This window comes from Arsenophonus nasoniae (genome assembly GCF_004768525.1).
Taxonomy (GTDB): Bacteria; Pseudomonadota; Gammaproteobacteria; order Enterobacterales; family Enterobacteriaceae; genus Arsenophonus; species Arsenophonus nasoniae.
In genome coordinates this window covers 1,340,285-1,354,989 of sequence record NZ_CP038613.1, presented here as the reverse complement: position 1 = coordinate 1,354,989, position 14,705 = coordinate 1,340,285, and the positions used below count along the sequence as shown (strand labels likewise).

The 14,705-nt window shown below is 37.5% G+C and carries 11 protein-coding genes; 5 read left to right on the top strand and 6 right to left on the bottom strand.

Annotated features, from left to right (window positions below):
- Nucleotides 1-375 precede the first annotated feature (375 nt).
- Nucleotides 376-891, top strand: a complete 516-nt coding sequence (gene sulA, locus ArsFIN_RS06595; protein WP_051296957.1) for an SOS-induced cell division inhibitor SulA — start codon at nucleotides 376-378, stop codon at nucleotides 889-891.
- A gap of 378 nt (nucleotides 892-1,269) precedes the next feature.
- A complete protein-coding gene (gene ompA, locus ArsFIN_RS06590; RefSeq protein WP_026822263.1) occupies nucleotides 1,270-2,313 on the top strand; it encodes a porin OmpA in 1,044 nt (347 codons plus the stop codon).
- 121 nt (nucleotides 2,314-2,434) lie between these two features.
- Here ompA and matP read toward each other — a convergent pair whose 3' ends face one another.
- Nucleotides 2,435-2,884 (bottom strand): macrodomain Ter protein MatP, encoded by a 450-nt coding sequence (matP, locus tag ArsFIN_RS06585; RefSeq protein ID WP_026822264.1) that lies wholly within the window; start codon nucleotides 2,882-2,884, stop codon nucleotides 2,435-2,437.
- A 546-nt stretch (nucleotides 2,885-3,430) separates the two neighbouring features.
- On the opposite strand from matP, the gene ArsFIN_RS06580 reads away from it, so the two are divergent.
- On the top strand, nucleotides 3,431-5,170 hold the full coding sequence (locus ArsFIN_RS06580; RefSeq protein WP_026822265.1) for an AAA family ATPase: 1,740 nt from the start codon (nucleotides 3,431-3,433) through the stop codon (nucleotides 5,168-5,170).
- Between the two features lie 88 nt (nucleotides 5,171-5,258).
- Nucleotides 5,259-5,777: a bifunctional 3-hydroxydecanoyl-ACP dehydratase/trans-2-decenoyl-ACP isomerase gene (fabA, locus tag ArsFIN_RS06575; protein WP_026822266.1), complete on the top strand. Its 519-nt coding sequence runs from the start codon at nucleotides 5,259-5,261 to the stop codon at nucleotides 5,775-5,777.
- 76 nt (nucleotides 5,778-5,853) lie between these two features.
- Here fabA and pqiC read toward each other — a convergent pair whose 3' ends face one another.
- From pqiC to rlmKL, 5 genes are read right to left on the bottom strand one after another with little or no spacing between them, the layout of a single operon-like run.
- Entirely contained in the window at nucleotides 5,854-6,411 is a 558-nt protein-coding gene (pqiC, locus tag ArsFIN_RS06570) for a membrane integrity-associated transporter subunit PqiC (RefSeq protein ID WP_026822267.1), read from the bottom strand.
- A complete protein-coding gene (pqiB, locus tag ArsFIN_RS06565) occupies nucleotides 6,411-8,048 on the bottom strand; it encodes an intermembrane transport protein PqiB (protein ID WP_026822268.1) in 1,638 nt (545 codons plus the stop codon). Before pqiB ends, pqiC begins: the two co-directional genes overlap by 1 nt.
- Nucleotides 8,041-9,333 (bottom strand): membrane integrity-associated transporter subunit PqiA, encoded by a 1,293-nt coding sequence (gene pqiA / locus ArsFIN_RS06560; RefSeq protein ID WP_051296958.1) that lies wholly within the window; start codon nucleotides 9,331-9,333, stop codon nucleotides 8,041-8,043. Before pqiA ends, pqiB begins: the two co-directional genes overlap by 8 nt.
- A gap of 33 nt (nucleotides 9,334-9,366) precedes the next feature.
- Nucleotides 9,367-11,277 (bottom strand): ABC transporter ATP-binding protein, encoded by a 1,911-nt coding sequence (locus tag ArsFIN_RS06555; RefSeq protein ID WP_026822270.1) that lies wholly within the window; start codon nucleotides 11,275-11,277, stop codon nucleotides 9,367-9,369.
- Between the two features lie 3 nt (nucleotides 11,278-11,280).
- A complete protein-coding gene (rlmKL, locus tag ArsFIN_RS06550) occupies nucleotides 11,281-13,398 on the bottom strand; it encodes a bifunctional 23S rRNA (guanine(2069)-N(7))-methyltransferase RlmK/23S rRNA (guanine(2445)-N(2))-methyltransferase RlmL (RefSeq protein ID WP_026822271.1) in 2,118 nt (705 codons plus the stop codon).
- 102 nt (nucleotides 13,399-13,500) lie between these two features.
- Here rlmKL and ArsFIN_RS06545 point away from each other — a divergent pair, with 102 nt between their 5' ends.
- Entirely contained in the window at nucleotides 13,501-14,610 is a 1,110-nt protein-coding gene (locus ArsFIN_RS06545) for a YcbX family protein (protein ID WP_026822272.1), read from the top strand.
- The last annotated feature ends 95 nt before the right edge of the window (nucleotides 14,611-14,705 follow it).

Genomic DNA, 14,705 nt, shown 5'->3' with positions numbered 1-14,705 from the left:
AAAACCTCTATGTTATTGCAAAGTCTCATACACAAAAGGCGACGAACAAAGCCTTAAGCATCGTTTAATATTAAATTAATATAGCCAAAAAAGTATATTACCAATTACAAAACATAACTTAGCTACTACCGTTTATATTTAATATTTATAATAAATAAATCGTATCCTATAACCACTTAAATCATTAATAGTTAATAAAAATATTCTACTTAACAGGTAAAATAGAAAAATACGCCATCTTATCCAAACTGCAACAATTAAGTGTTCAATTAAACGAAAAAGTTAATTTTTTGCGAAGCGCTTTGTAAAAATTGGCTTGATATTATATGAACACACGATTACTGTATACATATACAGCATCAAGCTGAGGTCAATATGAATAACGACTCATGTAATTACCCAATAAAAATAGAAAATCAACGTAATAATGTTCAAAATATACTATTACCAAATTATAGAAATAGATCAATTTATCCAAACGGCGCAGTTAATGAATGGATATATAATGAAAATAATCCTATGGTTGAAGTACTTCTAACATCACTTTTACAACGATTTAGCGATGAATCTCGTTGGTTATTATGGTTAAATCCTAACCGAAAATTAAGCCGTAATTGGTTGATTAATTCAGCGCTACCATTAAATAAAACAATACAAATAAATTCACTAAGCCCAGAAATGAGCGCTGCTGCCATGATAAAAGCATTATCTAGCGGCAACTGTAGTATTGTCTTAGGATGGTTACCCATTTTATCACAATCATGTTTACAGCATTTAGAGCACGCAGCACAGATAGGAAACAGTATTGGTTTTGTTATGCGGCCTGAAAAAACCAATTGCCCCGGCAGACATCCTAATCAACTAAAAATTCATTCTAATTATTATCACTAGTCTAGATTAGGATTATTCCTAATCTGTTTAATGGATTGTAAACCACAATAGACAAAAACAAAAAAAAATAATATAAATCATTTGGTTAATTGATTAATCATGGCAATCTAGTTATAAATTATATCTATAATTAACCGATTGCCTTTTAAAAAGTTAACGAGATTAATGTTTCCTCTACTTGTAACTTTCGAAGTTCGTTGTAGACTTTACAACGTTAAGGTAGTGCTTTGATTCTACTTTTTATTTGAATAACTCCTTAACAGATAAAGTAGAGACGAAGATAGTAGAGCGTAATAACTTAACAAGTATTTTAAACCATACGGCTTATAAAAAAGCTCAAGAAGCTGATGCCTATATTGGATGATAACGAGGCGTAAAATGAAAAAGATAGCTATCGCAGTAGCAGTGGCAGCTTTCGCAACTGCAGCCCAGGCAGCACCCAAAGATAATACCTGGTATACCGGTGCTAAATTAGGTTGGTCACACTTTGAAGATACCGGCTTTCACCCTTACGGTGATAATGTTGGAAGTGGTAAAACTAAGCGCGATCAACTCGGCGCTGGTGCCTATCTTGGTTACCAACATAATCAATATCTCGGTTTCGAATTAGGTTATGACTGGTTTGGCAGAATGAGATATTCTGGTCAACCAAATAACGGTAGCCTGAAATCGATGGGTGTTCAATTAACCGCTCGTCTAAGCTATCCACTGACAGACGAATTAGATGTCTATACTCGTCTCGGTGGTATGGTATGGCGTACTGACGCAAAAGCAAACGTAGAAAATCAACCCTCTTTTAAAGAGCATGACACTGGTGTTTCTCCAGTTTATGCCCTAGGATTTGAATATGCTATTACCCCAGAATGGGCAACTCGTTTAGATTATCAATGGGTTAGCCATATTGGCGATAAAGATTCACTGTCTGTTCGTCCAGATAATGGAATGTTGAGCGTTGGTGTTGCATATCGATTCAATCAAGAGCCTGCTCCTGTAATTGTACCAGCACCAGCACCAATCGAAAACAAACGTTTTACTTTACGTTCTGATGTTTTGTTTGAATTCAATAAGCATACATTGAAACCAGCAGGTAAAGTTGAACTAGATAAGTTGTATAGTGAACTAACTAATCTTGATCCAACTCAAGGTCGTGTTATGGTTCTTGGCTATACCGACCGTATTGGTTCACCATCCTACAACAAACCTTTATCTCAAAAACGCGCACATGAAGTTATGAGCTATTTGATTTCTAAAGGTATCCCAGCAAATGCAATTAGTTCACAAGGCCGTGGAGAAGAAAATCCAGTAACCGGTAGTACTTGTAATAACGTAAAACCACGCGCGGCGCTAATTAATTGCTTAGCACCAGATCGCCGAGTTGAGATCGAGATCCAAGGTACTACAGAGGTAACTCCACAACCTTAGTATTGCTTTAAAAGATTATTTATTTCCAAATAAAATAACCCTTACTTTTAGGGTTATTTTTTTGCTTAAAATTTATTACCAGGGTAACTAAAAATTCGCATTTAAAATTATACCTTTTGTACTAGTCACCCAGTATATTCTGTAAATCCTGTTTAAATGTTGACATTTGGTTAGCATACTGGTCTTTTCTTTCTGCATCTTCAATTAAATGCACAATAGTTTCAGACAATGTACAGCCTTGTTTTCTTGCTAGAATAGAGAGTCTTTGCCACACGAGGAAATCTAAATCGATAGATTTTTTGCACGAGTGTTGATGCTCGGCATTAAAATGTCGCTTTCTGCGAGCTCTAATGGTTTGCTTCATTCGATTAGATAAATCTGGCGACATATGATTTTTTATCCAGTTTATCACTTTTGTTGGCGTATTTTCTAATTTCAACAGTTGTTCAATCGCATCCTGAGCAGCGCTTTTTTCAATATGCTTAGTGATATTTTCACCTTCCCGATACCTTTTAACCAGGTAATCCCATTTCCAACCACATTCAAGATTCTCAAGCTGTTGATATTTCATAATCATCTCTGTGACAACGTAACTTATGTAATTATAACAACATATAAATATAAAAACGTTTGGTTTATTTAATCAATTTAGTAAAATCTTAGTAAGAAATCACACTTATATTGAAATGTTAGCAAAAAATATAATTTTTCCTATTTATGCAAGTCAATTAACAAAAAATCATAATTAATGCGATAGAATATAATTTTTCACATTTATAGCCTGTAATTTCCACTGTATTCTGAATTGAAATGATAGATTGTATCTACTCTATTAGGGGTTTTTGAGCATTAGTCATTAGCTTACTACTTGAAAATAAAATTATATTAAAAATATACAAAATTAATAGTGGCATAAATTTAAACAAACGTTAATATAATGATTCACCATAAAAATTTTATAATGTTGGAAACAGATATCTTATTTTCAGAATAAAATGTACCCTGTTTCTCTAACAACAATAGTGTTGCTAAAATATCTTCTATCTTGACTCTATATAATCAGGACATTGAGGATAATTTATAAACTTTTTATCTAAATTATAAGTTGAAAAATAGCGTGATTAGTAACGAATTAATATGGCAAAATTTAGCACCTGACTATGAACCTTATCTTAATCTTTTTGCTTCTGCCGATAAACTAGATAATGCCACTCTGGCCAGCATTCAACCGAGATTATATAATAGTCTCGAAAGGTTTTTATCAACATCAACCTATTCCCCTTTTGCTGTCATTAGAGCAGTAGAATGCCATAGCTACTTATCTGAATTGGCAAAATGCATTAAAAATATTACGCCATCCTCAGTACCTATAAATGGCGATTATCAACAATCAAATGGAAGATTTCATTGGCAAGAAAGCACTAAAGGCGTATTTACACCTTGCCACTCAGTCTATTTCTGTAATTGGATAGAAATGCCTCAATTATTTGGTAGTGTCCACCAGCAGCAAAATAGTGTGCACATTGAGCCTGGGCTATTACATAAAATTAATGGCGGAGTATTATTACTTTCCGTTGGTGCATTATTGGCACAGCCATTGATGTGGCAGCGTTTAAAACAGATGATAATGCAAAAACGGTTTGAGTGGCTGCCAGCTAATGATAATCAATTTTTACCCTATCCAATTGATTCAATGCCACTGGATATTAAACTTATTTTGGTCGGCGATGATTTTAGTCTTGAGCAACTTCAAGCAAAAGAGCCTGAACTTTTTGCTCAAGCTACTTATGGCGAATATGAATTTGAATTGAATTTTGAACATAGTGGTCAATTATCGCTATGGATGCAATTTGTGAAACAAATTATTACTGATTACCAACTGCCTGCTTTAACAGCTGATGCATGGCCAATCTTCATTACTCAAGCAATTCGATATACTGAAGATAAATCTACCCTACCATTAGATATAATATGGCTCACTCGTTGTTTAACTGAAGCAAACCAATTTCAACAAGATAATCAGCTAACTGCAAAGTCGTTCCAAACAGCAATCAGGCAACGCCAATGGCAACACAGTTACCGAGCTATACGTAATCTAGATGATATTCTGCAAAAACAAGTTTTTATAAAAACTGAAGGTGAAATGATTGGCCAAATTAATGGATTATCTGTTATGCAGTATCCCGGGCATCCAGAACTAATCGGTGAACCATCACGAATTACCTGTGTTGCTCACTTCGGCGATGGTGAATTTACGGATGTAGAACGTAAAGCTGAGCTAGGCGGTAATATTCACGCTAAAGGCATGATGATTATGCAAGCCTATCTTAATTACGAATTAAAACTTGAACAGCCACAACCCTTTTCTGTCTCAATTGTATTTGAGCAGTCTTACAATGAAGTTGATGGTGATAGTGCATCCTTAGCTGAACTTTGTGCATTAATTAGTGCACTTTCTCTTCAGCCTATCGATCAGCAAATTGCTGTTACTGGTGCAGTAGATCAGTTCGGCTATGTACAACCTATTGGTGGGATCAACCAAAAAATCGAAAGTTTTTTTGATGTCTGTTTCCAACGCGAATTAACTGGTCAGCAAGGTGTTATCATTCCTATGGCTAATATTCGTCATTTATGTTTAAAAGCCGATCTTATTGAAGCAGTCAAATCTGGCGTATTTCATATCTGGCCAGTTGAACACGTTTCTGAAGCAATTTCAATTTTAACAAAGCATGCTTATTACAAGCAACAGTATGATACAAATAATTTACATCTGTTAGCTTTAATACAAGAACGAATTACTCAAGTTAATAATCAAGAAAGACCGAAATTTATGGGACTTCTAAAGTGGTTAAATTAAATAAAAAAATTAGCTGATCGGACTTGTTCGGCTTACAAGTGTACGCTATTCTTTAGCCTTATTATTTATAATAAGGCTATTTAGTATTATGGTTGATAAACATAGCTCCTATAGTAAAGAAGATTTGGATGCTTCCGGTAGAGGCGAACTTTTTGGCGAAAATGGGCCGCCATTACCTAGCGGTAATATGCTGATGATGGATCGCATCATAAAAATGAGCGAAACCGGCGGCAAGTTTGATAAAGGTTTTATTGAAGCCGAATTTGATATCAAACCTGATTTGTGGTTTTTTAGCTGCCACTTTACTAATGATCCTGTTATGCCAGGTTGTTTAGGCCTCGATGCAATGTGGCAACTGGTCGGTTTCTATCTGGGATGGCTTGGTGGTAAAGGTAAAGGCCGAGCATTGGGTGTAGGTGAGGTCAAATTTACTGGGCAAGTTTTACCAACCGCCAAAAAAGTAACCTACCGTATCCATTTAAAACGGGTTATTAATCGGAAGTTAATTATGGGTGTAGCTGATGGTGAAGTCTTGGTTGATGATAAGTGTATTTACACAGCAAAAGATTTGAAAGTCGGTTTATTTCAAGATACTAGCAACTTCTAAAGCCAAACTTCTTTATCATAACCCCTTCTGTTATCTAGCTGAAGGGGTAAATCTATTATTGTTATCTTTTATACAGTTAAGATTTTGGTAATTGGTTGGCTATTGATTGCCCAACCTGCGTCCAACCTCTTGCTAATGTTCTAACTAATGCTGGATAACCATTTTCATCTTGATCAAGTAGCAAACTAAAATCTCGCTTGATAATGCCTTTATCACTTTTATAAATCCAGTTTCCTTGGATAATCACTTTACCATCATAGCGGCCATGAAAAGCGGTTAAGATAACATTAAGACTATCAAGTCTATTTTCCAATGGTTGAGCCGATACTAATCGATTGGGTAACGCCATCGATAATTCATTGACTAAATTCTGCATCAACTGTTGTTCCAACGGACTTGCCCATAGATGATTGGCTGCATTAACGTAATTAACGTCACTAGTTTGATAAGTAATACCGTTAGCCGCCAATATTCCAGACAACTGTACTGTCTGTATCCATAGCTGTTTTTGCGTTAGTAAATTACTTTTTTTAGTCATTAAGCTCGCTGTCGTTGGTAATTGATAATAAGATTTTTCAATCCCACTACTGCAACCAATAAGTAAAAAACAAAAAATCCATGCCAAATATCTCATTATTTCGTCACCTTCTTCGGTTCTGGATCCTTCATCGGTTTTGCTTCAAAAATAAGGGCATTACTCTTATTGTTTAATGTCTTGATCACGGGTTGAATATCTCTTAATACCTGATCAAGACGCTGCATATTATCGAGCATTCTATTATAGGCTGGAGAACCAGGTTGCAAACCTTGCATGACTCGATTCAATTCAAATAGCGTCTGTTGCAGATCAGCAGGAATATTCTGAAAGTCCTTGCTAGTCATCAGTTTATTCAATTCAGATAAGGTTCGTTGTGCTTCACGGATAGTTTTCTGACTTTCTGCTAGTGTATTTGTGGCTTGACTTATCATAGGCTCAATCGGCATACGATTAATTTTATCCAATGCTTCAACCACTTTTTGCTGGATTTGTGATAATCCTGCACTAACCGTTGGGATAATATCGTAATCAGCAACTTTTAATGGTCCTTTCCATTGGCCTTTTTCGGGATAGAAATCTAAATCGATATATAGGGCTCCGGTGATTAGGTTAGCCGATTTTAAAGCCGCTCTTAATCCTTGTCTCAATGCCACAGCAAACTCTTTTTCTAGATCAATATCGGCACTGACACGACCTGGTTCAATATGAATTAAAACTGGAATACGAAATTCATTATCCAATTTTTGCCGCAATTTTTCAGAATCAAAGGGCACCTCCATCACTGTTCCTAAACGAATTCCTCTGAATTCGACTGGCGCTCCAGGTTGTAATCTACGAACTGAGTCAGTGAAAAACAAGACAAAATCTTTATGCACCGTATATAAAGAATTCTGAATACTTTTTTGATCTTCATAAAGTCTGAATAGGCTTTTATCTTCTACTCGCTTACCAGGTTGCCAGCCTTCCACAACATCAAAACTAACACCACCGCTAAATAGTGTGGTTAAAGAGCCCATCTCCAAACGAACACCTTGCGCTGACAAATCCAAAGCAATACCGCTATCTCGCCAAAAGCGAACATTTTCCGTTACCAGTCCATCGTAAGGCGCATTAATAAAAAGCTGATAATGCATATTGCGGCTTTTAATATCAAACGAACTCGCTTCTACCGAACCAACACGATAACCATGAAACAGTACTGGTGCTCCCATATTTAGCCTACCAGCCTGATCACTGGTTAAAATCACTCGAATGCCTTTAGCATCAGGTGAAGCTAATGGCGGCGAACCCAATAAGTCAAATTTATCGGCATGCTCTTCACTATTGCCAGGTTGTACTTCAATAAAAACACCAGAAAATAGCGTGCCTAATCCGGTTATTCCCTCTTTGCCAATAGCGGGTTTAACAATCCAAAATGCGGTATCTTTCTTTAATAAATCACTCATGCCGTCATTTAAGCGTGCTTTAATAATTACACGCTTGAAGTTCTTATCAAGGGAAACATTCTCCACCAATCCTATATCCACGCTACGACTTTTAAGTTTGGTTTTTCCTGCTTCTACGCCTTCTGCATTGTAAGTGATCAATGTAACTTGAGGGCCTAAATGGCTAAAATGATAAATTAATATCCAGGCACCAATAAATATGGTGATAATGGGAATAATCCAAATCGGTGACCAGCTTTTTAGTTTACTGATCTTTGCTTGCACATCAGTGTTATCTTTATTAGCCACCTTGCAACCCCTTTTCTAACCGAATTCTACTCTGCGATACAACATTACAACGATCCCAAGTTAAACGCGGATCAAAAGTCATGGCTGCAAACATGGTTAAAATTACAACAGCAGCAAACAAAATCGCCCCAATTGCTGGTGAAACGCTCATTAATCGACCCATTTGCACCAGTGACGATAATACAGCAATCACAAAAACATCAATCATTGACCAACGCCCAACCCATTCAACAAGTTCATAAATAAAGTGCATCCTCGCCGGGTCCCGATTGCCATAACCTTTAGCATCAAGACATAACCAGCCTACAGCTAGTATTTTTAAGCTTGGTACCATAATGCTAGCAATGAAAATAATAATGGCGACCGGATAAGAACCATCACCCCATAATAAAATAACACCGGACATAATAGTAGAGTCTAGTCGACTGCCTAATGTATTGGTGACCATAACAGGTAAAACGTTTGCGGGAACATAGAGAATTAAAGAAGAGATTAATAACGCCACCGTATTTTGTAGACTATTAGGGCGCCTCACATAGCCTTTGGCATGACAACGAGGACAGTATTTGCGTTCGGCTGGTAAAATGGCCATACAGATATGACAGGATCTGACGCCTTGACTAATACCACTTTTGCCTTCTTGTAGCGGGGTCTCTAGCTTTGGTATTTCACCTATCTGCTGCCATAACCAATAACGATCTAAACATTGAAATGCCCTTACTTGCAACAAACAAAAAAAACAATAAGGAACAAAACTGATACCCAAAGTAATATCACCATAGGCCATTAGTTTGACAAAGCTAACCAACACACCGGCTAGAAAAATTTCTACCATGCACCAGGTTTTCATCTGAAATAACGTCCTGGCAAGATTTATTTTTAACCAAAGCGGGAGATTAACTTTTTGACATAATAAAATAATGGCAACCATGCAAAAAGCGGGTACCGCAACAACAAAAAGGATAAAAAACCAGCCAAGACTAGCATAATTTACGTCAAACATGGCATGGGCAATATTCAACAATGAAATTTGACTTTCAATACCCATGACACTCATTTTTACGTAAGGAAATAAACCAGCAATAACTAACATTACTAAGGCGCTAATCGCAATTGCTGTTGGTTGATTAGCTGGATACTTCCACTTGGCAGATAAAACCGTATGACAACGTGGGCAACTAGCTTTAGTGCCTTGCTCTAAAACCGGTAATGCCACCAATAAATCACATTGCGGGCAGAGTATCTTATTATGACAACTTTCATTAAGATGATTATGAGAGCACAACTTTTCTCTCCTCTATACAGTCATAATGCAAAATTATTGGCTATCCTTCAGTGATTCTAATTCTTGCCAACGCTCAAAGGTCATTTCCATTTCTGCTTCTTTCTCGGCTAACGCTTTTAATACTGATTCTGTGACAACATGGGGCTGATTAAAAAATTCAGGAGCACTAACTTGAGATTGCAATATGGCAATTTCAGCTTCTAAGGCTTCTAGCCGTACCGGTAATTCTTCTAGTTCCCGCAATAAATGATAACTAATTTTATTACTTTTTCGTTTTGGCTGTTCTTTAGTTGTTTCTATGTCCTTAATATTGGTTTTATTCGTAGTCGAATGCGATAAAGAAACTTTTTGTTCACGCTGCAAAGAGGCGTCATAAAAACCACCTACATAGCGCTCAACTTTACCATGATCTTCAAACATCCAGCATTCGGTTACGGTATTATCAACAAATTGACGATCATGGCTAACCAATAAGACTGTCCCTTTATAACTATCAACGAGCTCTTCCAATAGTTCAAGTGTTTCAATATCCAAATCGTTGGTTGGTTCATCAAGAATTAATAAGTTACTAGGTTTTAAAAATAAACGTGCCAATAATAATCGATTTTTCTCTCCACCGGAAAGGGCTCGTACCGGTGTCATTGCCCGTTTAGGATGAAATAAGAAATCTTGTAAATAGCCAAGGACATGACGCGACCGTCCATTAACTATCACTTCCTGTTTACCTTCAGCTAAATTATCCATCACTGTTTTATAGGGATCTAACGTTAATCTATGTTGATCAAAATAAGCAATCTCAAGTTTGGTACCGCGATAAATATTGCCACTATCCGCCTCAAGTTGGCCTAACATTAATTTGAGCAATGTCGTCTTGCCACAGCCATTAGGGCCAATTAACGCAATTTTATCACCCCGTTGTACTTGTACACTAAAATTATCAATTAACACTTTCTTACCTATGCAATAATTGACATTTTCAAGCTCAAACACAAGCTTGCCAGAACGACTGGCATCAGAAACCTGCATCTTGGCTGTGCCAAGTACCTCACGCCGTTGCGAACGTTCTTGTCGTAAGGATTTCAATGCTCTTACTCTGCCTTCATTACGGGTACGGCGTGCTTTTATTCCCTGGCGGATCCAAACTTCTTCCTGCGCCAATTTGCGATCAAATTCAGCATTCTGTTGCTCTTCTACCCGCAATGTTTCTTCCTTGCTGGTCAGATAATCGTCATAATCACCGGGCCAGGAAGCTAATTTACCCCGATCAAGATCAATGATGCGCGTTGCCATATGGCGAATAAAAGAGCGATCATGAGAGACAAACACGATACTACCTTGGAAATCTTTAAGAAAATTTTCTAACCACAAAATAGTGGTAATATCCAGATGATTGGTTGGTTCATCAAGAAAAAGAACGCGTGGCCCACAAACTAAGGCACGCGCCAACGCAGCTTTGCGTAACCAACCGCCGGACAAAGCAGATAACAGACTATCAGCTGGTAGCTGCAATTGCTTAATCACATCATTAATTTGTGTATCAAGTAACCACAAATTATCGCGATCTAATACCTCTTGCAATTCCGCTAACTTATTAAGATTCTTTTCACTGGGATCTTGCTCGACCATTTTGGCAATTTTATGAAAGGACTTAATATAATTTGCCTGCTCCTTAGCACCTTCAGCGACAAAATCAAAAACCGTACCACCGATATCACGCGGTGGATCTTGTTGCAAACGGGCAACTTGTAAGTCCTGTTGATAAATTACCTGTCCATCATCAAGTGGTTGTTCTTTGGTCAATACGCGCATTAAAGTTGATTTGCCAGCACCATTACGACCAACCAAGCAGACCCTTTCACCATCTTCAATATGCAACTCTGTATTATCCAATAATGGTACATCACTAAAAGCCAGATAGGCAGCTGACATATTAATTAATGACATAAATTACTTTTCCTCATCTGCATGACCAATCAGCCAGCAGTTATGGATCTGGCGATTACGTGTAAAATCAAGTGAAATCGTTTGCTGAGTGATTTCCTTAGCGGTTAATCCTAATTGAGTAATGCCTGCCATATCCATTTTAAATCCACGCTTATTATTAGAAAATACAACTGTACCATCAGGACGCAACAAACGCTTAATCTGCATCATTAAGTTGATATGATCGCGTTGCACATCAAAGGTAGTATTCATGCGTTTTGAATTGGAGAAAGTGGGTGGATCAATGAAAATCAAATCAAATTTATCTGACGTCTGTGCTAACCAAGCTAAACAATCGGCCTGAATAAGCCGATGTTGCTGTCCGGTTAATTGATTAGTCTGTAAATTTTTTTCTGCCCATTCTAAATAGGTGCGCGACATATCAACACTGGTGGTTGAACGAGCACCACCGAGACCGGCGTGTACTGATGCCGATGCCGTGTAAGCAAACAAATTTAAGAAATCTTTTCCTTTACTCATGTTGGCTAACATTTTACGCACCAAACGATGGTCTAAAAACAAACCTGTATCTAAATAATCGGTCAAGTTTAGCCATAATTGAGCATTATATTCATGGACTAATAAAAACTTACCCTGTTGGGATAATTTCTCATATTGTTGCTTACCTGATTGGCGCTGGCGTGTTTTTAACACTAATTGTGTGGAAGTTAACGCCAAAACCTGCATAGTTGCACTGATCACATCATACAAACGTTGTTGAGCCTTATGGCTATCTATACTCTTTGGTGGAGCATACTCTTGAATAACAATATGTTCGCCATAACGATCAACGGCAACATTATATTCAGGTAAATCAGCATCATAAATTCGATAACAATCAATCCCCTGTTGCTTCGCCCATTTATTAAGTTTTTTCTCATTTTTTTTCAGCCTATTAGCAAAATCTTCGCCAACCATGGCCTGAACATCAACCGATTTAGCGGATAAAAGATAATTTTTCTGCAGGCAATTTAACGCTCCATTTTTGGCTTTAAACTCACGTTCAGCTCGCAGTCCTAAACAGGCTAATAGTTCTGGCGAACCACTAAATAGTGACAAGCGCCAACCAGGAAACTGACTTTTTACTACCCTGCCTAATAGACTATAAAGTGCGATTAATGCCGGTTCACTTTCCAAACGCTCACCATAGGGTGGATTGCTGATGATAAAACCCTGTTGGGCTAAGGTAAATGGATTTTCTAACTTAGCCGCATCACCATGTTGGAAGTTTATTAAGGATTGAACACCCGCTTGTTTAGCATTTTTTTTGGCGAGTTCTAAAATGTGGCGATCAATATCTAAGCCATAGAAAAGCGCAGGAGCTTGCTGGATACCCGTTTGAAAACGTTTTTCCGCTTCAGCAATTACCCTAGCCCAAAGCGTTGGATTATAAGCTGACCAACGCTGAAATCCCCAAACTTGACGCGCTAAACCAGGTGCACGATCACAAGCCATCATTGCTGCTTCAATTAATAGTGTGCCGGAACCACACATTGGATCAATCATTGGCGAGCCAGGCTGCCAACCTGAGCGTAAAACAATGGCCGCGGCTAAATTCTCTTTGATAGGCGCTTGCCCAGCCAAACTCCGATATCCACGAATATGGAGCGGATCCCCGCTTAGATCTAATGATATTGTGGCATTATCTTTATATAAATGGACATGAATGCGTATATCGGGTTGCTGTTTAGCAATATTAGGCCGCTTGTTCATTTTACGCTGAAAGCTATCAACTATAGCGTCTTTCACTCGTAGAGCGCCATACTGGCTATTGCGGATAACTTGGTTAGTGCCATTAAAATAAACGGCAAAAGTATCATTAACGGTAAATAAATCCGGCCAATCGATGGTTTGTGCGTCAAGGTAGAGATCAAGATCACTCAAAATCGGGCAGCGAGTTAAGGGTAATAAAATTCTCGAGGCTAAACGACTCCATAACAAACTCAAATACATGCCAAGTTCGTCAATTTGAAAATGCACGCCACCGGGTGCAATATGACACTGCTTTGCGCCTAATACTTCCAGTTCACTTTTAAGTAATTCTTCCAGTCCAAATGCTGTAGTAGCAAACAGAGCTTTCATATCGCTGTCACCTAAATAAAAAATTGCTGCACATTATAGCTAACCCTGCGCACATATCATAAAGTTACTAGCAAAATTATTGCGCTTAAACAGGAGTTAAGAATGATCCGGTTATCTCGTCTTTATATCTATCCCGTTAAATCAATGAAAGGCATTCGTTTGTCACAGGCTTATGCAGAAAATAGTGGCCTGGTTTTCGATCGCAATTTTATGCTAACCAATGATCAAGGTGGGTTCATTACGGCGCGGCAATATCCACAAATGCTGTTATTTAAGCCAATAATACTTGATAATGGTATCCAAATACAGGCACCTGATAATCAAACAGCAACTATTTTATATAAAGATTTTATTAATGATCCGTTGCCAACAGAAGTGTGGGGAAATCATTTTACCGCCTTAGCCGCTCCAACAAAGATTAATCAATGGCTGTCGCAATATTTTAATTTTGCCGTTCAATTAAGATGGTTAGGTAACATACCCAGCCGCCGAATAAAAAGATTTCCAACCATTCCACTCTCATTTGCTGATGGCTATCCTTATCTTCTTATTAATCAAGCGTCATTTAAAGCAGTTCAACAATTATGCCCTGCTAAAATCAACATAGAACAATTTAGAGGCAATTTGATCATCACAGGTGCAGAGGCTTTCTCTGAAGATAGCTGGCAAAGGATACAAATTGGTGAGGTTATTTTCGAACTGGTCAAACCTTGTAGCCGCTGCATTTTGACGACCGTTGATATTGATAATGGCGCACAACATCCAACTGGGGAGCCATTGACCACACTACAAAATTTCCGCACTGACGAGAATGGAGAAATTGATTTTGGCCAAAATGCCATTGCCAAAAATAGCGGTCTTATGCGGATTGGTGATGCGGTAAAAATCTTAACTAAAAAACAGCCAAAACAGTATAAGACCGTAAAAAATAGCAAGGCGCTAGTAGTTAATCCAGAACAGGAAACAACATTATTAATCAATGTTAATGGCACAGAATTTTTAGCTAATAACCAAATGGTTATTTTGGAACAATTGGAAAAACATGGCTTAAAAATTCCTTATTCATGTCGAGCGGGAATTTGTGGTTGTTGTAAAATGGAACTAATAGAGGGAGAGGTGATCCCATTGACAAAAACAGCAATCAAAGAAGATGGAATTATCTTAAGTTGTAGCTGCATTCCGAAAACAAATATTAAATTATTATTAAACTAATCCTTATCCATCATTCGTCATCAATGAATGATGGATATTACTGTTGGTTAAAAGATGCTTTGCAATTTAGTTATTATATAAACCTTGAATATTGA

Bases quoted from the DNA above. Each gene is read 5' to 3' on its own strand.
- sulA (WP_051296957.1), top strand. From the start codon at position 376: ATGAATAACGACTCATGTAATTACCCAATAAAAATAGAAAATCAACGT.
- ompA (WP_026822263.1), top strand. From the start codon at position 1,270: ATGAAAAAGATAGCTATCGCAGTAGCAGTGGCAGCTTTCGCAACTGCA.
- matP (WP_026822264.1), bottom strand. From the start codon at position 2,884: ATGAAATATCAACAGCTTGAGAATCTTGAATGTGGTTGGAAATGGGAT.
- fabA (WP_026822266.1), top strand. From the start codon at position 5,259: ATGGTTGATAAACATAGCTCCTATAGTAAAGAAGATTTGGATGCTTCC.
- pqiC (WP_026822267.1), bottom strand. From the start codon at position 6,411: ATGAGATATTTGGCATGGATTTTTTGTTTTTTACTTATTGGTTGCAGT.
- ArsFIN_RS06555 (WP_026822270.1), bottom strand. From the start codon at position 11,277: ATGTCATTAATTAATATGTCAGCTGCCTATCTGGCTTTTAGTGATGTA.
- rlmKL (WP_026822271.1), bottom strand. From the start codon at position 13,398: ATGAAAGCTCTGTTTGCTACTACAGCATTTGGACTGGAAGAATTACTT.
- ArsFIN_RS06545 (WP_026822272.1), top strand. From the start codon at position 13,501: ATGATCCGGTTATCTCGTCTTTATATCTATCCCGTTAAATCAATGAAA.